We start from the raw sequence: 19,863 nt of genomic DNA on the forward strand, positions 1-19,863 counted from the left end.
TTAGGTATTTCTATTTTTAGATAAATTTATTCTAGAATTCTACAAGTATATTATATTTACAGTATATACGCGTATTCATGAAAAAATCATTTTATAGTCACGGCAAACTATTGCTCACTGCTGAGTACCTGGTACTTGATGGAGCTAACGCTTTGGCCATACCCACAAAAAAAGGGCAATGGTTATTTATTGAGGAAAGTGACAAGCCTGCTCTTCACTGGAAAAGTTTTGATGAAGATGGAAATCTCTGGTTTGATACAAACTTCATAGTAGAAGAGAATACCATTTGGTCTGTAAAAAGCAATGAACAAGAAAACAAAATAGTCCAAACATTAATCAAGATTCTAAATACTGCGAGAGAATTAAACCCTAATTTTCTATCTCCTGAAAAAGGATACAACATAGAAAACAGATTAGAGTTTCATCGTAAATGGGGTCTTGGATCTTCTTCAACATTGATTAATAATATTGCACAATGGGCCAAAATAGATGCTTTTAGTCTTCTTGATAAAAGTTTTGGAGGCAGCGGATATGATATCGCATGTGCTCAGCATGATTCTCCCATACTATATTCACGTAATGAAGGGAAACCAAAAGTTGTAGAAGTTGATTTTAACCCCTTATTTAAGGAGCATCTCTTTTTTGTGTATCTAAACCAAAAACAGGATAGCAAAGCCTCTATTAAACATTATCAATCTTTACCGTTAAAAGATTTTGATAAAGCTGAGGCAGCTGCCAACGAAATTACTTCTAAAATATTAGACTGTACCTCTATTGATGAGTTCGAATTATTAATTAACGCCCACGAAGAAATTATCTCGAAAATTATAAAGACGCCTACAGTAAAATCTACATTATTTAAAGATTACCCAAGAAGTATTAAGAGTCTTGGTGGCTGGGGAGGGGATTTTATACTTGTTACAGGCACTCTATCTGAAGTAGAATATTTTAGAACTAAAGGATATTCTACAATCATTCCTTATGGTGAAATGATTTTGTAAGAGAGATTACATAGAAATGGATTGTTTAACGTCATGAATAAGAATAGGTATTATAATTCCTAATATTTTTATACATGCTATTAGGTACAGTCATTTTTGTAAAACTTATATATCTTTTGGAATAATTGTATCAGCTTTACTCAGTGTATAATTAATTTGAGGGTAAATAAAATTTACATTTTTATTCTCTTCTCCCCGCAATTTATAGTATTCGATTTTTTGATTATCAGTTGCTAACTCTAATAATTTACCATTAGCAAAATAGGGTAAGTTATTCTTAAATTGAATAAATGTTTTAGATTCTCTAAAGGTTATTCCTAACCACTTATTCTCTGTTTTGAGAGGTTTTTGTTTTGGTATGGATTCTAAAACAATTTTATGAAAATACTTTGAATTTGTTGGTAATGAAAACAAAATAAATGAATTATGAGTTAAAGAAATCGCAAATTCTTCATTCGTTATTTTGTTCTTAATTTTAAGTTTTCTTATGTTTTGTTCTGTTAGTTCATCAGGTCTTTCATAGCATGAAAAAAGTCCGATATAAGAGTTAGAAATCAAATCTAAACATTGGTCTGAATGATATTTCATTTTAGTGTATTTAGAATCATACACCTCTATTAAAGCATTATTGAAATTTATTGAAGGCAAATATTCTAAATTCTCATTTTGGATATTATCTTTTATACTATCTACAATCATATTATGTATTGAAGAAAAATTATGTGCAGGAATATTATATTTTGTAGTTGTTCTGACAATTGGAATCCCAGAATCACAAACTTTAACTAAATGATTTCCCATTCTACCATTTCCAATATTTTCAAATTCTATTGTATTAAATAATTTATTAAACAAATTTTGACCAAAGGGTAGAGTAATTTTATAAAAGTCAGTATTATTCATCGATAATTCTAAATAAGTTCAGGTTAATATATTGGTTTTTCATAGTCTCCCGAATTCATACTAAAATGAATTTTACCGTAATCCACTATTTTTTCCGTTTTATTTTCTTCGTAATATGTATTTCGTAAATCCTCCATCGACTCATTATTCATTTGCTCTAGTTTTATGAGTTCACCATTTTCTTTAATATATGTTTGATTATTCATATAAGTAGCCTCCAGGTTTGAACAACGAATTACATACCCCATTCTTGTAGGAATTTTATCAATATTTAACACAGAAGGTCTTATCTCATGAGTATATAGCCTATTTGTCGAAAGGGGTATTAAAAATGCAGAATTTGGATATAGAATTACGCTAAACTCTTTTTCTAAAGAGTCATCATTAACCGAAGGTTTTAGCTTGAAATGAAGTCTTGTTAATCCACTTGCCTTTTTATAGCACCAATCAAATTTGTCAGTTTTTGAAGGCATCAATTTTTCGAAATTGTCTTTATCATAAAATGTACAAAAGACTATAAGCCCTTCTTTTGGCATATCCTTAGTTTTATCAGAATGTGCTTTGATTTTTGCTTTTACTTCTTTTGAATTATGTCCACTTTTCTTTTTGTTTTCATAAATCTGTGCCAATACATGATTCAATTTAGTTTCTTTTTCAAAATCAAATTTTATAGCATCATTTAATGAGTCTACAATATGGTGGTCGGTTTTACGAAAATTCTCTGTTGGCCCTGTTAAGTTACTAGAGCATCTCAAAAGATGGAAATGTAATTTTTCTTTTTCGCCTTCGGCCTCCTCTTTGGTAATTTTGGTCAAATATATTCCTTTTCTTAACGCTAATGATTGCTTATTTGACTCGGTTAAATGTTGGAATTTATGTTCCGATTTAATTTTAGTGAAATAGTCATCCTTATCGAAAAAATTTCTATAAAAAACTCCAGCATCATGAACATTTATTGGGACTTCACCAAGTTTTACTATTTGAAAATTTTCTTTATTTATGTTTTCATAATTATATGAGAGTTCTTCAATTATAAAATAAGTATTCTGTTCATTTTCAATTTGCTTAATATCTCCAATTGCATACACTCTAATTTTGTTTAGGGTATTTGGAATTTCTGAGATACTTTTCTGAACTACACCACAGAAATTATTTATTAGATATATCAAATCATCAGAATTATCATTTTCATTAGACAAGTCTATTAGAATGTTTTTATTCTTAGATATACTATTCTCAATATTTAATTTACTCATAATCTGTTCGAATATTCGTTGTTTTCTTTAAGAGTACTTTTTCTGTTTTACTGTAGTCATTCAACATTATCACCAAGGTAACTATATATCTCAAATATAAAGAATATAGTTACTTTTTTTGGGTAACTCTCTTTATTTACTATAGTCATTAACCCACAATAGCTTTTAAAATATACTTATGTTCATCTTCATCCTAAGTTAAAAAGTTTCCTGCATGCAATTTTAAAAATTTATACATAGAATTATGATGTATTGTTATTTTATGTATATTTGAACTATGTATTCAAAAGAACTGCTTAAAGGAACACTTTCTGTAATCATTTTAAATTTATTAGCAGAAAATGACAGAATGTATGGCTATGAAATTTTTAAGAAAGTCAAAGAACTATCTGATGAAAAGATCTTACTTAAAGATGGGTCTCTATATCCTGCTCTACAAAAAATGACTAAAGATGGATTGCTATCTTTTGAAGAAGTATACATTGGAAAAAGAGTGAGGAAGTATTATTTCTTAACTCCAAAAGGAAAAAAAGAAAAAATAATACATGTCCAGGAACTTATTGATTTTATAGCCACTTTAAACAAAGTCATTTTCAATCCATTAAAAACAATATGAAATTAACCTCTGAACAAGAAGATAATATACGTGATTATGTAGATAAGCAGGGATTAAAAATACAATCCTTACGCGATGATATTATAGATCACTTATGTTGCGTCATAGAAAGTCAACTTGGAAAAGGAAAACAATTCGATCATTTATTAGAAGAAGCCATAAGAGAATTAGCTCCTAATGGCTTAACTGATATTGAACATAAAACATTTTTTTTACTAAACTCTAAACGAATATTACTTATGAAAAAATTAATGTATTTAATCGGTTTTATTGGCTCAGTAACATTAACAATAGGTGTTACCTTTAAACTACTCTGGTATCCAGGCGCCAATGTACTTCTAATGACTGGTTTTTTAGCGCTTTTACTTATCTTCATGCCTCTTTATGCTTTTGACCGTTATAAAGTTGCAATTTCTAAAGCAATTTCTGAACGAATGAAAATTATATTAGGTCTAACTGCTGCAATAATTACAGGACTATCTGTTTTGTTTAAAATAATGCATTTACAAGGGACAGAAATATTATTACTCATCGGAGCTTTTGTTTTTGCCATTGGTTATCTGCCATTTTTCTTTTTTACAATGTATAAGAAATCTATTGCTTAAAAGTTACTTGTTTTGAGTTATCATATAAAGACTAAATCAAATCAAAAACAGAATCTACAGCTACATATCGTTCTGTAGTAAAAGCCTCAGCATATTGCACTCCCGCAATCCGGCCTAAATCATAGGCTTTATACTTTATGCTTTCTCTATACATTTTAGTAGAGATAGGAATTTCTGGCTCAGTACTAGACGGATCATAAAATTGTGAACGATACGCAAGAATACTTTCCATTTTCACATCCATATAATCACTTATATCTACTATAAAATCAGGCTTTATATCATACCACTGGATATAATGGTATACATGCTTGGGTCTCCATGCTTCCTGTTTTTCTTCATTGACTAAGGTCTCTATTCTCCTTAATCCAGATAAAAAACAAGAATCACTCACCAATTTACTTCCTTTTCCGTGGTCTACATGGCGATCATGCACAGCATTACACAGAACAATTTCTGGTTTGTATTTTCTTATGATCTTAATAACCTCAATTTGATGTTTCTCATCATTAACAAAAAAACCATCTCTAAATGCAAGGTTTTCGCGTACTGAAAGATTTAGAATTTCTCCAGCTGCTTTAGCTTCTGCATCTCTTATTTCTGCAGTACCTCTAGTACCTAATTCTCCTCTTGTAAGATCAAGAACACCTACTTTTTTACCTTTAGCAATTTCTTTGGCAATAGTTCCCGAACATGCCAATTCTATATCATCAGGATGTGCACCAATTGCCAACATATCTAATTTCATGTATTTGATTTTAAAACTTTATGTATACTCTTTGTCATAAGTAAGAGAAGAAAATTACATTTTAATAAACCACTAAAATGTAGTATTCAGATAATAATTAATGAGTGACCTCATTTCTATATCCTCCTGGAGAATTCCCCACGTGTCTTTTAAAAAATTTTACGAAATAAGATGCATCTTCAAAACCAACTTTAAAAGCAATTTCTCCTATTTGTAAGGCTGTAAACCTAAGTAATCTCTTAGCTTCGAGAATAATTCGTTCTGATATTAATTGGGATGCTGATTTACCTACTACATTTTTAGTAATTGTTGTTAGGGTTTTTGATGATACATTGAGCAGTTCTGCATACTCGCTAACCGATAATCCCTTCTCATAATTCTCTTCTATGAGTTCTTTATATTTAGCAAACTGAAGTTCATAATGATTATTAAATTGAAGACTTGTATCTCCTTTAATTCGATGAATACGTTCCAAGTTTATAAGTAGTGATTTTAATGAAAACCGAACAATATCTTCATAACCAAACATATCTCTTTGTGAAAGCTCTTTTCTAATTAAATCCATATAAGAAGAAGCTGTTATTGCAGTTTCTTTATCAATTACATAACAAGGGTTTTCTTGAGAATTAAATATATTATACTTTAAAAAAACATCTACGTCGTTATGCATAAAAAAGCTTTCATTAAAATGAATGAGCCACCCTTTTACATCTAGATTATGATCAAATGCATGAATATGATCTTTGGGTATAAACAGAATTGTATTTTTTTTAATCACATAGGTTTTAAAATCTACAACATGCTCTCCCCCGTCTTCAAAAAACCAAATAATCTGATAATAACTATGAGAATGAGCAACAGCAGCTTTTTCTCCGCTTTTTTGACGATACTCATTTAGATCATACACCTCAAACTGAAGTTTTTCTGGATGCGCTTTATGAAGATGGTACTTTTCTATCTTAATATTTGAATCTTTCACTTGATTATCTATAAACGGTTTCTATCAAAAATACAATTACTATTTTATAGAAATAAGACACCTCTATACCTAAACTAAAAAAAACAACAATTAAAATGCTTATTTTGTTTTTACTTTAGAAACTACTTATTATTTTTTTTGCTGCAGAAATGCCACTATATATGGCTCCATCCATATACCCTCCATAAACAGGAGAGGTTTCTGCTCCCGAAAAAAGTACTTTTCCATTCATATAAAAATGTTTAAAATTTGAATCTCCGTATCTGGGACTCATATAAATAGATTTGATGCTATCACAAGATGTATTCCTATCTAGTGACCAATCTTTTTCTTGATATGTAACATATTCGAGAACCTCTTTCCCTAGATATTTTTGTAAATGGTCTAGAATTCTTGTCTTTCGTTCTTCCTTAGATACATCACGCAATCCTTCATTTACAAACCCCATTAATGAATATTTCTTTTCATTTGCATCACTATGGTCATATAATTCTGTAACTGCTCCTACTTGACCTATGAGTGTCCCCGAAAAGTTTTTATGTCTCCAAAATGGAGTCTTAAATGTCATTCCAACTTTTATTGCATTACTCATCCAGGTATGTGTATTTTTCATTGTTTTTACAAGCAGTTCTGGAAGTTCGGGAGAGAATAATATCCGTGTCGCGATACGAGGTGGTATCGTGACAATTACTTTCTCTGCTTTAAACACCCCATTATCCGTAACTACCTTAACTCCATCATCATCTTCTTTAATTTCAGAAATAGTTGTTGATGTTCTTATTTTATTTTTATTCACCATTGCGAGTGATGCAATCACTGCATTGGATCCTCCTTCAATTCTAAAAGCAGATGGAGAGTTGGGGTCATTCTCAAAATAATGTGCTGGTGCCATTGTATTATAGACCAACACACTTTTTCCTTTACTATATTGATGAAATTTACCTACCTGTATATCATTAAGTAAATCAATTACGTTTTGATGATGATTCTGAAACCAGGTAGCTCCAAAATCAACCCCATTTTCTGTTAAGATACGACCGCCAATACGGTTTCTTGATTCTAAGATAAGGAAATCGGTCTCCCCCAGCTTATCTAACATATAAGCAGAGGTAAGACCTGAAAGACCTGCACCAACTATAATATATTTAGCGGTGTTATTTACCATTATTTATCCATTAAATGAGTCCCATGTACTACTGCCGCACCAGCTCGTAAAGCTGCAGCTACAAAAGTAACTTCTGCCAATTCTTCTTGTGTGGCTCCTGCAGCAATAGCATGATCTTTATGTATCTCAAGGCAATATGGGCATTGTGTTGTTAACGCTACCGCTACCGCCATAAGTTCTTTATATTTTTTTGGTATAACACCATCTGCAAGAGCAGCTTGATCTAATGCCTGAAAAGCCTTCATAGCAGATCCTGCATTTTTTCCTAAAGCACCTAATTGCTTTAGATTATTTATATCATACATACATCTATAATTTAAAGTTAATAAAAATAGAAGCTACCTTGAAAATAAGGTTCTACAACAAACTCCCAATCGATTGAAGTCTAACAATATTTATATAAAGGACAGCTTCAGAATATTGCACTATTTAGTTTCTTCCTGACATTACACCCCCATCAGTATCCCAGATAGCACCGGTTACCCATCCCGCTTTATCAGAAAGTAAATATGAAATCGCATCTGCAACATCTTGTGCTTTACCGTTTCTACCTATCGGATGAAATCCATGAAAGTTCTGTAGTGCATCATGTGCTTCTTGTTTTCCTCCAAAAACACCTTCATAAACTGGAGTCTCCACAACTGCAGGAGAAACCGCATTTACTCTAATCTTGTGATCTGCTAATTCCATAGCAAGGTGTTGTGTTAATGAATGCAACCCAGCTTTTTGCATAGAATATGCAGAAGAAGGCGTAGCTTTTACAGCTTGCTTAGCCCACATTGATCCTACATTTACAATAGAACCACCTTCTGTTTTACTCATTTTCTTAGCAGCTGTTTGGGTAATAAAAAAGAATCCTCTATTAAGATCTTGATATGAATCATAGTCTGCTACAGTGTGATCTAAAAATGGTTTTGGACCAAAAATACCAGAAGCATTTACTAGATAGTCCAGATTATCAAATCCTTCTATTTTCTGATTTAATGCAGCTACTTCTGAGCTGTTTGTAATATCCACTTTGTGAGTATGCAGATTACCTGAAACCTCTTTTTTGAATGCTTCAAGTTTACTGTCATTAGTACCTACAACATGTACCTCAACACCTTCTGTTAGTAAATTTTGTGCAGTTGCTCTTCCGATTCCACTGCTTCCTCCTATAATTAATGCTCTTTTACTCATAATCTATTTTTTTAAATTGTTTAAATGATTAATAACAAGGCAAAGATATTTTGATCTTGTAAGGATATATAGTGTAAAAAAGAGAATGAATGGTAATTTTAGGAAACCGGTACTTATCCTAATTTAATAACAACGTTGTTTTTAATTTTTTCTAGATTTTAAAAACTATCGAGAATATTTTCAAAAGAAAAGATTTTATAGCACTTCTCATATGAAATTCTCTATAATCAAAAAGCCCCAAAGATTCTGAAACCTTTGGGACTTTTTTTGTATTACTATATAAATTGTGACTACATCTCTAAGGCCTTAGCCACATTATTATCCATTAATAATTCTTCTGGATTTTCTAACGCTTCTTTTACGGCTACCAGAAATCCTACAGATTCTTTTCCATCAATAATTCTATGATCATAAGATAACGCAACATACATAATTGGTGCAACTACAATCTGACCATCTCTTACTATCGGACGCTCAACAATATTATGCATTCCTAAAATAGCACTTTGCGGAGGGTTGATAATCGGAGTGGATAACATACTTCCAAATACACCTCCATTAGTAATTGTAAAAGTTCCTCCTGTCATTTCATCTACAGTAATCTGACCATCACGAGCTCGTATTGCTAATCTCTTTACTTCTGACTCTACTCCTCTGAAGCTTAAATTTTCTGCATTACGTATTACTGGCACCATTAATCCTTTAGGGCCAGAAACTGCTATACTAATATCTTGAAAATTATAAGAAATCATTTCTTTACCATCAATCATAGAGTTCACAGCAGGGAACAATTTCAATGCGCGTACACAAGCAAGAGTAAAGAAAGACATAAACCCTAAACTTACTCCATGTTTACTTTTAAAATCTTCTTTGTATTGACTGCGAAGATTAAAGATAGGCTGCATATCCACTTCATTAAATGTGGTTAGCATTGCAGTCTCATTTTTAACAGAAACCAAACGCTCTGCCACCTTACGACGAAGCATTGACAATTTCTTACGCTCTTCTCCTCTACTTCCTAGTCCGGGAGTTCCCAAAGAAGGTTTAGCATCTATTGCATCTGCTTTGGTGATACGGCCATCACGACCTGTACCTTTTACCTCTGCTGCATCAATACCTTTCTCTGCTAACACTTTTTTAGCTGCAGGAGAAGCAGTTCCTGTTGCATATGTTTCTGTCTTAACAGGTGCTGCTGCAGGTGCAGGAGTATCTTTCTTCTCTTCTGCTTTTGGAGTTTCTGCAACTGGAGCCGTTGCACCACCTTCAGGTTTAGGTGCATCTGTATCAATAAGACACACTACCTGACCCACAGCTACTGCATCACCTTCTTCAGCCTTAAGTGTAATAATTCCACTCGCTTCTGCTGGTAATTCTAGTGTTGCTTTGTCACTGTCTACCTCGGCAATTGCCTGATCTTTTTCTACATAATCACCAGTTTCAACAAGCCATTGAGCTATTTCTACTTCTGTAATAGATTCTCCCGGTGATGGGACTTTCATTTCTAAAGCCATAATTCTGAATTTATCCTTTATATAATTTCCCTTGGAAAGGTTTTAATCTATAATTATTATTAAACTTCAATTATCTCTGATTATTCTTTGTCTTATCAAAAACATAATCGATTACTTCCTGATGTCTTCGTTTAGATCTGGTTGCAGATCCTGCTGCTGGTGCCCCATACGCTCTTCTGCTTGCAAATCTAAATGTTTTTGCGCTGTCGTAGTTCATTATCATATGACTTAATGCACCCATATTACGTGGTTCTTCTTGCGCCCATACCACCTCATCGGCTTTATATTTCTTTATCAATTTATCCATTTCGGCAGCTGGTATAGGAAAGAGTTGTTCTACTCTTACTAAAGCAACATCTTTTCTATCTTGCTTTTCTTTTTCTTCTAATAAATCATAATAGAATTTCCCAGTACAAAAGACCAATGATTTTACATGTGTAGCCTTAGCATCTGCATCATCAATAACCGTTTGAAAACTTCCTGTTGCAAATTCTTCTACAGATGAAACCGCTTTAGGGTGACGTAACAAGCTCTTTGGAGTAAACACAACTAATGGTTTACGATATTTTGCTTTCATTTGTCTACGAAGCAAATGAAACATATTAGCTGGTGTAGTCACATCAGCAACAAACATATTGTCCTTGGCACAAAGCTGTAGGTATCGTTCCATTCTGGCAGATGAATGTTCTGCTCCCTGTCCTTCATAACCATGAGGCAATAACATTACAAGTCCATTTTGCAATTTCCACTTATCCTCTGCCGAAGAGATATATTGATCAATCATGATTTGTGCACCATTACTGAAATCTCCAAATTGTGCTTCCCAAATCATAAGTGTATCAGGACTAGCCATGGCATAACCATAATCAAATCCTAATACTCCATATTCTGAGAGTAGGGAGTTATAAATATAAAAATCTCCCTGATCTCCTTTTAGATGATTTAAGAGTAATACTTCTTCTTCACTATCCTCTACTTTGATAACAGCATGTCTATGTGAAAAAGTTCCTCTTTCTACATCTTGCCCGCTCATTCTTACATCATAACCTTCTTTGAGTAAAGAACCATAGGCTAGTAATTCACCCATCGCCCAATCTAATTGATTATTTTCAAAGAACATTTTATGTCTTTGATCAATTAATCGCTCGATTTTTCGAAGGAATTTTTTATCAGAAGGAAGTTTTGTTATTATCTCTGCTATTTCTGTCAATTTATCTTTAGGATACGCAGTATCAACAGTGACCATCATTTCATCTTCCTGTACTCTTTCAAAACCAGCCCATTCATCTTGCATAAATGGTGTTATCACCGTTTTTTCCTGTTTACGAGAATCTTCTAATTCCTCTTCCAGCGATGCTTTATATTCTTTTTCGAGCTTAGATACATAATCTGCATCAATGATTCCTTCTGTAATTAATTTTTCTGCATAAATATCTCTTGGATTCTTATGCTTTGCTATTGCTTTATACAATTTTGGTTGTGTAAAACGTGGTTCATCTCCTTCATTATGTCCATACTTACGATATCCAAGTAAATCGATAAATACATCGCGCTTAAAGTTCATTCTAAAATCTAATGCGAAATTTGTAGCATGAACCACTGCCTCTGCATCATCTGCATTCACGTGTAATACTGGAGACAATGTTACTTTACCAACATCGGTACAATATGTCGAGGATCTCGCATCAAGATAATTTGTTGTAAATCCTATTTGATTGTTTACCACAATGTGAATAGTACCTCCTGTTTTATAACCATCTAACTTAGCCATCTGTACAATCTCGTACACCAATCCTTGTCCGGCTACGGCAGCATCTCCATGTACAATTATCGGAAGTACTTCTGATGTATTTTCTTGATAATGTCGATCTTGTTTTGCTCTGGTAATTCCTTCAACTACAGCACCTACGGTTTCCAAATGTGATGGATTTGGAGCTATATTCATATTTATATCCTTACCCGAATCGGTTTTACGCTTTGATGTCCATCCTAAGTGATATTTTACATCTCCATCGAAAACAGCTTCTTCATAATCCTTACCATCAAATTCACTAAAAATATCTTTAGGGCTCTTGCCAAAAATATTGGTAAGTGTACTCAAACGACCACGGTGAGCCATTCCCATTACAAATTCTTTTACTCCAAGATTTGCAGCTTTTTCTACAAGAGCATCCAAAGCAGGAATAAGAGATTCACCTCCTTCAAGAGAGAATCGTTTTTGGCCAACATATTTGGTATGTAAAAAACTCTCGAAAGAGACCGCTTGATTTAGTTTTTTAAGAATATGTTTTTTCTGATCAACAGAAAACTTAGTTCTATTAGAATTAAAATTAATCCTTGCCTGAATCCACTCTCGTTCTTCTGGGTTACGAATATACATATACTCAATACCCACAGAGTCACAATATATCTCTTCTAAATGAACAATTATATTACTCAGTGTATTAGGACCTATCCCAATAATTTCTCCTGCATTAAAAACAGTATTAAGATCAGCCTGACTAAGGCCAAAGTTTTCTAAAGCTAATGAAGGTGTATATTTTCTTCTATCTCTTACCGGATTTGTTTTGGTAAACAAATGGCCACGAGTTCTATATGCGTCTATTAATCTTACAACCTGAAATTCCTTCTGTACATTCTCGGGAACGGTAACAGTTTCTTCAGATGTCTTCTCAACATATATGGTCTCTCCTGATCCATCAGTATTTTCTACTCCAAAATCAAAACCTTGAAAAAATGCTCTCCAACTAGGTTCTACACTATCGGGGCTTTGCAGATACTGATCGTATAAATCTGCAAAAAATGCGGTATTAGCCGCATTTAAAAATGAATATTTATCCATATGTAAGTATTCAACTGTCTTTTAAATAATAAAACGCCACAAAAATACAACAATTACGGTATATTAAGTATTGAATTATTTATATTTATCTTACAATTTTTTATAAAATTAACAATGAAAGTAAACAGTTATCAAAATATTAGAATTCTTACGTTAGTGCTTTTTATTTTTTTTTCCTTACAAAAAGGTACTGCTCAATATGACGATTTTTGGTCTAATGTACGATTTGGAGGTAATTTGGGGATTGGGTTTTCTAATAATACTTTTAATGCAGTGATTGCACCTGCGGCTGTTTATGAATTTAATGAATGGTTTAGTGCCGGAGTAGGATTAAATTTTGGATACAGTAGTTTTGAAAATGATCGTTTTAATGAAGAAGGAAACAGTACTAACTATGGAGGCAGTGTAATTACTTTACTTAGTCCTTTTCCTGAATTGCAGCTTTCCGCTGAATTTGAAGAAATGGGAGTACATCGACGGATTGAGTTTCAGGACCAAACAATCACTGACGACTATTGGTATCCTGCACTATTTGTTGGTGCTGGGTACAGAATGGATTTTGTAAGTATTGGAATTAGATATGATGTTTTATACGATGATGATAAAAGTATTTATGGAAGTGCTTATGCCCCTTTTGTAAGGGTATTTTTTTAAGAAACAAAGGCTGATCTAAATAACCAGCCTTTTTATCTATAATTTTTATATGTTATCTAAAATTCTTCTGTGATTATTGTTAATCTTGATGTCGCAGAAGTACCATTTGCAAAAATTGCCTGTATACTTACCGAATCATATGGATTAACATCACTATACAGATATAAATCTATAGCATTAACATCCTTAGGTAATTGTGCATACAGCGTTTCATTTACATATACAGCATAGTTAAAATCTTTACCATCAGGAGCACTAGGTGGATTCCATTCTAATCTAGCAATACCTTGATTAGCTGAAGCTTGATATGCATAAAATGAAATACTATTATCCTCTACTGGCTGTCCCGACAATCTAAAATCTGAGTGTTTAGCCAAACGAGTACTATAAAGTTGATTACCTGCAATGGCTTCTACTATCACATGAATATCAAGAGATATTGGTGTTATATCATTAACTTGTATCGAAGTTTCTGTCGTAAAAAACTGCTTAGAACCAACAACAATTCGATACTCTAATTCTGATGTATTTGTTACAACAGGAGCTGTCCAAGATATTGATAAGCTATTAGTAGAAATATTACTTAGTGTCATATCAAAATTAGATATTGTAATGGCCTTAGAGGTTCTAAATGAAACATACCTAATTCGTAGTGAACCATCATCTGATTTTGCTATAATCTTTACTGCATAAAATGTATCTTGTTCTAATCTTCTAAATACATAAAGTGCCCGAGGATCATTTAAGTTTTCTTCTATTTTCTCACCTTGTAAAAAAATGTCATATCTAAAACCTGCAAAAGCAGTTCTGTCCCATCTTGCTGTTGCATATCGATCAGTAAGACTTGAAAACTCTATTTCAAAATTACTTGATTGTTGTACAGCATATCTAACTTCCATATAGGGTAACCAAGCCTTAGTATCTGTATTTTGAATATAAGCTAAAGCCAGATTATTAATACTCCAAGTAGGTAATGCAATGAGTTGATTGTTAGAAACATTTGTAATATAAGTATAATTTATACCCTCTAATGATATTGGAAATGTCCCAATCACACTACCTTGATTAGGATTTTCTAACACCGAGTTTCCTTGTTTTTCAAAATACGCTCCTTCGACGGTTCCCCAGGTAGCAATATTGTCTCCTAATGCCTTATTAGAGCTGAAAGATGAAGATTCAAAAGATTTTTCTTTTAATTCCTCTAAAGAAATCGGCAGAGGTGCCTCTGCTAATTGATTAAGCGGTTCAATTTCAGGATCATCACTCTCACAAGAAGAGAAAAATAATACTGCTATAAAAGCACAGATTAATACATTGATTTTTTTCGTTGTTATCATGATATTTAAAATGATTTGTTAATAAAGAATATTGTCATAACAAACCTAAATCATCAAGAATATATAGGAATCACTTTTTGTAGGTAAAATAAAATCCCTGTTTATGGGGTATAGGTTTTAGCTTAATATTTCAAAACAGAGAATAAAATTTAAATTACACACAACAAGAAACCCTTACAGAGGTGTTCATGTTCTGTTTACAAGGGTGTTTTTTAATACTAATACTAAATTTCTTCTATATATTTTATTTTTTATATTTTTGGATCTTATTAAAAACCTCTACGCTCATAATATTGCTTTATGTAATTCTTATGTATCAAAGACGGTAGGGTTTTTCATTATATATTCGTTAGATATATACAAAGTATATACATGGTCCTTGGGATGGACTTATGCCCTAATAAATATATACTTTTCTTCCCCTAGTGTTTACTATACAGTTATGTAACTGTATAGTATTAAAAGCACCTAAGAAATGCTTTTAAGTGTATGAACTCAATACCTAAAACACAAACTATAGAAAATGAAAAACTTTACACTATTATCTTTTTTAACGACCCTTGCTTGTCTAATTTTTATCTCTTCCTGTTCTGGACCTAAAGAAGTTTTATCTGCAGACCCCAGTGCCACAAGCAAATATTATAAAATAAAGAAAAAAGAGAGTCCAGCTATAATCGTTGACAATAAGTCAAATCCTGATGAAATAGCGATACAAGTAAACCATATTATCGAAAAATATACTGGTAATCCAATCAATAATTTTGCTCTATCTAAAATTATGAAAACCGAGAACGGATACCATTGGAGATTTTTAAATGTAAAAACTGGAAAAAGCTATATTGGTTCTGCAAATAACAAATTTAAATCTGTTATTATTTATGAGAAACCTAAAGAAAAAAAACAAATTATTACTAATTTATAATACTCTGTTTTAATACCATTACCACATATGAAAAATACAAGCTCGTTTTCTGTTAGAATAATTCTGTAATCTTGTTTCAGCTTTTCTGAGCAATCTATATTTATAACGTATATCCTCTACATCTTCAATACACTTACCTTTTTCAAAAGCTAAGGCTTCAAAATACTCTTGATTCCATTCACTCATTTTTTCTCCATGCCTTCTTTCATAACATACCGTAACAAGATCCTTTTTAAAAAACATTCTGTTTTCGATAACTTCTACAACTTTTTCTATCGTAGTTGACGATGACCCTTGCGAACTTTTTAGATAAAGAGAGTTTAAATGTATAATTTCAGAAATTGAAGTCTTTAATCTTAATGTATCTTTTTCTATAAAATAATTTTCCAAAAACACATCATTACCAAACCCTTGCTTATAAATATGTTGTATCAGTCTTAATTCTTTTTCCTGAAAGTAAAATTCAATTCTTCCTGAAAAGCTTTCAGAACACTCATAATATTTAGTCCTATTTTTAATCAACGTATCTTTCTTAGCTAATCTACTCAGAAACTCTTCATATGAGTTATTTACTTTATCAAAAGTATCCTGACCATAACCAAAAGTCAAAAAGAACAAAAATAGAATACTAGCATATCGCTTCATAAGCCTTATGGATTTTATAACATATTTCGGTAACACACCTTTTGCCATTCTCGTTTTAGTATTAGATATGCAGCATATTCTGCAATGGCATTACTATCTTCTAAATTGGTATTTCTGATCTTTGCTTCAGAGACATCAACTGCGTATAAGAGATTTATATAATCATTAAATGTATTTTGTAATTTCTCGCTAAGCAAATCTCTTATTTCATGAAACACCTTTAATGGTTCGGTATTTTTAATACTATAATCTATACCTGCTCGATTAATATCTTTCTGTATTTGAACCAAAAATTGCGGATACAACTTAGAATTAACCACTTCATCCAATAATTGCTTTGCAGATGTTAAATTATTCTTTTTAGACACTTCTATTCATTAATGATGAACCAAATAACTTAAGTATTGATTTTTTATCATCTGTAATCGACAAACCATCTAAAACATCAAAAGCTTCTTTAGTATATTTCTCAATTTCTAATCGCGTTTTATCTTTTGCTCCAGTAGTTTCAAAAAGATGTTTTACTGTACTTATTTTCTCTGAAGGATCATCTGGGTTAAGAGAAAATAATCCTTTTAATTGTTTTTGTTCATCTTTACTAGCAAATTCCAAGGCTTTTAGATATAAAATAGTCTTTTTATTTTCAATAATATCCCCTCCCACTTGTTTACCAAAAGTTTCAGGATCACCAAATGCATCTAAATAATCATCCTGAAGTTGAAATGCAAGCCCTAGTAATCTGCCAAAATCATAAATCGATGACTTATTATCCTTACTTACTCCGGCAACTATAGCTCCCATTTGCATTGCAGCCCCTACCAAAACAGCAGTTTTATATTCGATCATTTTGATATATTCGGGAATGGTTACATCATCCCTAGTTTCAAAATCAATATCATATTGCTGACCTTCGCATACTTCTATTGCAGTTTTAGTAAATAATTTAGCTAATTCCTTAAAAGTATCTCCTTCATAATTCTCAAACAATTGATAAGCATTAATCAACATAGCATCTCCAGAAAGAATTCCTGTATTTATATCCCATTTTTCATGAACAGTCTCTTTACCCCGTCTAAGAGGGGCATCATCCATAATATCGTCATGGATTAATGAAAAGTTATGAAAAACTTCTATGGCCAATGCCGCATCCAAAGCATCCTTATATGTTCCTCCAAAAATTTCGGAAGCCATTAACACCAAAGTCGGTCGTAATCGCTTCCCTCCTAAATTAAGAATATAAGAAATGGGGTCATAAAGATTCTTGGGTTCTTTAGTAATCGTTTTCTTAGATAGGTATTCTAAAAAGTACCCTTGATAATCAGAAATTGTATGCACAGTGATTTTTTTGTGCTAAAGTAATTCAAACTTTTTAAAAAAGTAAAACCAATCACCTCTCTGATTTAAAACATTTTGTTAACACAACATGACCAAACCCCATTTCAATGTTAAAAAATTGTGAAACTTAGGAAACTATTATTGTTTTTTTAGTTTCCATGTGTATTTTTGACCTCAAAACAAGCTCAACCTCTTATGAAAGAGAAAATAATAGAAAAAGCCAATGACCTGTTTTTGAACCTAGGTTTTAAAAGTGTAACGATGGATGATCTAGCCTCAGAAATGGGAATTTCCAAAAAGACTATATACACTCATTTTCAGAACAAGACTAAACTTGTAGAGGCTACAACTCATCATTTGTTCTGTACTATATCTAATGGTATTGATGATATTTTAAACGAAAATTTTGACCCTATAGAAGAATTATATGCTATAAAGGCCTTTGTAATGCATCATCTTAAAAATGAAAAAGCAGCACCATTATATCAGTTAGAAAAATATTATCCTAAAATACATAAAGGATTAAAAGCAAAACAATTTGAAGTTTTTAAAGAATGTGTAGTGGATAACCTCAAAAGAGGAATCGAAACAGGTGTTTTTAGAAAAAACATAGATATCGAATTTATATCTCGAATATATTTTATCGGTACCAATGGAATAAAAGACAAGGTAATGTTTCCCGATCAACTATTTCCGGTAGCTCAACTTATGGACAACTATCTGGAGTATCATATTCTTGGCATTACCACAGAAAAAGGACGTACAATTTTAAACAATCTTATTAAAGAACAATAAACATGAGAAACAACCTTTGGTTAATTTGTTTAGGTTGGCTATTCAGTGTCACAATACAGGCACAGCAACCACCAGTCAATTCTACATATTCATTCACATTGGATGAAGCTATCGAATTTGCACTTGAGAATAGCTACCAATCTATAAACGCCAGACGAGATGTTGCAAAAGCATTGAAAAGAAAATGGGAAGCTACCGCTAGTGGACTTCCTCAAATTGAAGGTGTTATAGATTATCAAAATCAATTAAAACAACCCGTTACTCTTATCCCAGGAGAGGTAGCTGGTGGAACTCCCGGAACTTTCGTTCCTGTAGTTTTTGGAACCAAACAACAGGCATCTGCAACTGCAACATTAAGACAACTTATTTTTGATGGCTCTTATCTTGTAGGCATTGAAGCTGCAAAAAGTTTTCTTCAATACAGCGATGATATTGAAGAAAAAACACAACTCGAAGTCCGCAAAGGAGTCATAAACGCTTATGGCAGTGTACTTGTTGCTCAGGAAAGTGTACAAATTCTTAAAAATAATGTAGAAGCTCTTGAAAAAAATTATCAGGAAACCAAAAAGATTTTTGAAAATGGGCTTGCAGAAGAAGAAGATGTAGAGCAACTTCAAATTACTTTGTTACAAATTAAAAATCAATTAAGTAATACAGAACGTCTAGAAAAAATTGCACTGCAAATGTTTAACCTTACCTTAGGAGTAGATGTGAATTCAAACACTGTTCTTTCTGAAGACTTAGATAGTTTGGCAATGAAAAACATGGATCAATCTGTAATCACTAAACCTTTTATTTTAGAAAATAATATAGATTACAGGTTAGCCTACCTTCTTACCGAACAAACACGATTAGAATTAAAATTAGAAAAGAGTAAAGCCCTGCCTAAGTTATCAGCATTTGTAAACTATGGTACTTCAGCATTTGATGATGATTTTGTTTTCTTTGACAGCCAGACGAGATGGTTTCAATCTTCAATATTAGGTGCAAGCTTGACCATTCCAATTTTTAGCTCATTAGGTAGAAGTTCTCGAACTCAACAAGCCAAAATAGCAGATGAACAATCAAAAACTGATTTTTTAAGAACTCAACAAGAAATTAAACTTAAATATGATACTGCTGTAAGTGATTTTAAATTTTCGATAGAAAGTTATGATACTGCAAAACAAAATTTAACCCTTGCAGAACGAATCGAGAAAAAGAATCAAATTAAGTACTCAGAAGGTCTAGCCACCAGTTTCGAATTAAGACAAGCACAATTACAATTGTATTCTTCACAGAATGATGCTTTAAATGCCATGCTTGATATTATTAACAAAAAGGCTGAATTAGAAACGATTTTAAATACACCAAATACTAATAATTAACCA

20 protein-coding genes are annotated in these 19,863 nt (G+C 32.2%); 7 read left to right on the plus strand and 13 right to left on the minus strand.

The features are described 5' to 3' along the window. The first annotated feature begins 77 nt into the window (after positions 1-77). On the plus strand, positions 78-1,001 hold the full coding sequence (locus tag DK442_RS10105; protein WP_109435741.1) for a GYDIA family GHMP kinase: 924 nt from the start codon (positions 78-80) through the stop codon (positions 999-1,001). A 105-nt stretch (positions 1,002-1,106) separates the two neighbouring features. On the opposite strand, the gene DK442_RS10110 is transcribed toward DK442_RS10105, so the two are convergent. Further along, on the minus strand, positions 1,107-1,904 hold the full coding sequence (locus tag DK442_RS10110; protein WP_109435742.1) for an alpha-ketoglutarate-dependent dioxygenase AlkB: 798 nt from the start codon (positions 1,902-1,904) through the stop codon (positions 1,107-1,109). A gap of 23 nt (positions 1,905-1,927) precedes the next feature. Further along, positions 1,928-3,160, minus strand: coding sequence for a hypothetical protein (locus DK442_RS10115; RefSeq protein WP_109435743.1), 1,233 nt, complete (start codon positions 3,158-3,160; stop codon positions 1,928-1,930). Between the two features lie 277 nt (positions 3,161-3,437). Here DK442_RS10115 and DK442_RS10120 point away from each other — a divergent pair, with 277 nt between their 5' ends. Continuing rightward, on the plus strand, positions 3,438-3,776 hold the full coding sequence (locus DK442_RS10120) for a PadR family transcriptional regulator (RefSeq protein WP_109435744.1): 339 nt from the start codon (positions 3,438-3,440) through the stop codon (positions 3,774-3,776). Beyond that, the gene (locus tag DK442_RS10125) at positions 3,773-4,381 is read left to right on the plus strand and encodes a hypothetical protein (RefSeq protein WP_109435745.1); all 609 of its coding nucleotides are present in this window, start codon (positions 3,773-3,775) and stop codon (positions 4,379-4,381) included. The genes DK442_RS10120 and DK442_RS10125 overlap by 4 nt, the downstream gene beginning before the upstream one ends. 31 nt (positions 4,382-4,412) lie before the next feature. Here the strand turns inward: DK442_RS10125 and bshB1 are convergent, their stop codons facing one another. From bshB1 to DK442_RS10160, 7 genes are all read right to left on the minus strand, one after another. Continuing rightward, complete coding sequence (gene bshB1 / locus DK442_RS10130; RefSeq protein WP_109435746.1) at positions 4,413-5,129, minus strand: bacillithiol biosynthesis deacetylase BshB1; 717 nt, start codon at positions 5,127-5,129, stop codon at positions 4,413-4,415. A 97-nt stretch (positions 5,130-5,226) separates the two neighbouring features. After that, complete coding sequence (locus DK442_RS10135) at positions 5,227-6,108, minus strand: AraC family transcriptional regulator (RefSeq protein WP_109435747.1); 882 nt, start codon at positions 6,106-6,108, stop codon at positions 5,227-5,229. A gap of 115 nt (positions 6,109-6,223) precedes the next feature. Beyond that, the gene (locus DK442_RS10140) at positions 6,224-7,273 is read right to left on the minus strand and encodes an NAD(P)/FAD-dependent oxidoreductase (RefSeq protein WP_109435748.1); all 1,050 of its coding nucleotides are present in this window, start codon (positions 7,271-7,273) and stop codon (positions 6,224-6,226) included. Then, on the minus strand, positions 7,273-7,578 hold the full coding sequence (locus DK442_RS10145; RefSeq protein ID WP_109435749.1) for a carboxymuconolactone decarboxylase family protein: 306 nt from the start codon (positions 7,576-7,578) through the stop codon (positions 7,273-7,275). Before DK442_RS10145 ends, DK442_RS10140 begins: the two co-directional genes overlap by 1 nt. Positions 7,579-7,702: 124 nt before the next feature. Then, entirely contained in the window at positions 7,703-8,452 is a 750-nt protein-coding gene (locus DK442_RS10150) for an SDR family NAD(P)-dependent oxidoreductase (protein ID WP_109435750.1), read from the minus strand. A 290-nt stretch (positions 8,453-8,742) separates the two neighbouring features. Continuing rightward, positions 8,743-9,963 carry a 2-oxoglutarate dehydrogenase complex dihydrolipoyllysine-residue succinyltransferase gene (gene odhB / locus DK442_RS10155; RefSeq protein ID WP_109435751.1) on the minus strand — a complete coding sequence of 407 codons (1,221 nt, stop codon included), beginning with the start codon at positions 9,961-9,963 and terminating at the stop codon, positions 8,743-8,745. A 70-nt stretch (positions 9,964-10,033) separates the two neighbouring features. Continuing rightward, entirely contained in the window at positions 10,034-12,805 is a 2,772-nt protein-coding gene (locus DK442_RS10160) for a 2-oxoglutarate dehydrogenase E1 component (protein WP_109435752.1), read from the minus strand. Between the two features lie 114 nt (positions 12,806-12,919). Between DK442_RS10160 and DK442_RS10165 the strand changes: the two genes are divergently transcribed. Further along, on the plus strand, positions 12,920-13,459 hold the full coding sequence (locus tag DK442_RS10165; RefSeq protein ID WP_235010938.1) for an alpha-ketoglutarate decarboxylase: 540 nt from the start codon (positions 12,920-12,922) through the stop codon (positions 13,457-13,459). 56 nt (positions 13,460-13,515) lie between these two features. On the opposite strand, the gene DK442_RS10170 is transcribed toward DK442_RS10165, so the two are convergent. Then, complete coding sequence (locus DK442_RS10170; protein WP_109435753.1) at positions 13,516-14,796, minus strand: hypothetical protein; 1,281 nt, start codon at positions 14,794-14,796, stop codon at positions 13,516-13,518. Between the two features lie 523 nt (positions 14,797-15,319). On the opposite strand from DK442_RS10170, the gene DK442_RS10175 reads away from it, so the two are divergent. Continuing rightward, positions 15,320-15,718, plus strand: coding sequence for a hypothetical protein (locus DK442_RS10175; RefSeq protein WP_109435754.1), 399 nt, complete (start codon positions 15,320-15,322; stop codon positions 15,716-15,718). 18 nt (positions 15,719-15,736) lie between these two features. Here the strand turns inward: DK442_RS10175 and DK442_RS10180 are convergent, their stop codons facing one another. The 3 genes from DK442_RS10180 to DK442_RS10190 are packed head-to-tail and all read right to left on the minus strand — an operon-like array spanning position 15,737 to position 17,698. Then, on the minus strand, positions 15,737-16,363 hold the full coding sequence (locus DK442_RS10180) for a hypothetical protein (protein WP_160114114.1): 627 nt from the start codon (positions 16,361-16,363) through the stop codon (positions 15,737-15,739). Positions 16,364-16,377: 14 nt separating this feature from the next. Continuing rightward, positions 16,378-16,731 carry a hypothetical protein gene (locus tag DK442_RS10185; protein WP_109435756.1) on the minus strand — a complete coding sequence of 118 codons (354 nt, stop codon included), beginning with the start codon at positions 16,729-16,731 and terminating at the stop codon, positions 16,378-16,380. Then, complete coding sequence (locus DK442_RS10190; RefSeq protein ID WP_109435757.1) at positions 16,724-17,698, minus strand: polyprenyl synthetase family protein; 975 nt, start codon at positions 17,696-17,698, stop codon at positions 16,724-16,726. The genes DK442_RS10185 and DK442_RS10190 overlap by 8 nt, the downstream gene beginning before the upstream one ends. Before the next feature lie 195 nt (positions 17,699-17,893). Here DK442_RS10190 and DK442_RS10195 point away from each other — a divergent pair, with 195 nt between their 5' ends. Together DK442_RS10195 and DK442_RS10200 are read left to right on the plus strand one after the other, a co-directional pair. Continuing rightward, entirely contained in the window at positions 17,894-18,493 is a 600-nt protein-coding gene (locus tag DK442_RS10195; RefSeq protein ID WP_109435758.1) for a TetR/AcrR family transcriptional regulator, read from the plus strand. A 2-nt stretch (positions 18,494-18,495) separates the two neighbouring features. Next, positions 18,496-19,860, plus strand: a complete 1,365-nt coding sequence (locus DK442_RS10200; RefSeq protein WP_109435759.1) for a TolC family protein — start codon at positions 18,496-18,498, stop codon at positions 19,858-19,860. Positions 19,861-19,863 lie beyond the last annotated feature (3 nt).

The sequence above is a fragment of the Aquimarina sp. AU119 genome, assembly GCF_900312735.1.
GTDB classification, from domain to species: Bacteria; Bacteroidota; Bacteroidia; order Flavobacteriales; family Flavobacteriaceae; genus Aquimarina; species Aquimarina algiphila.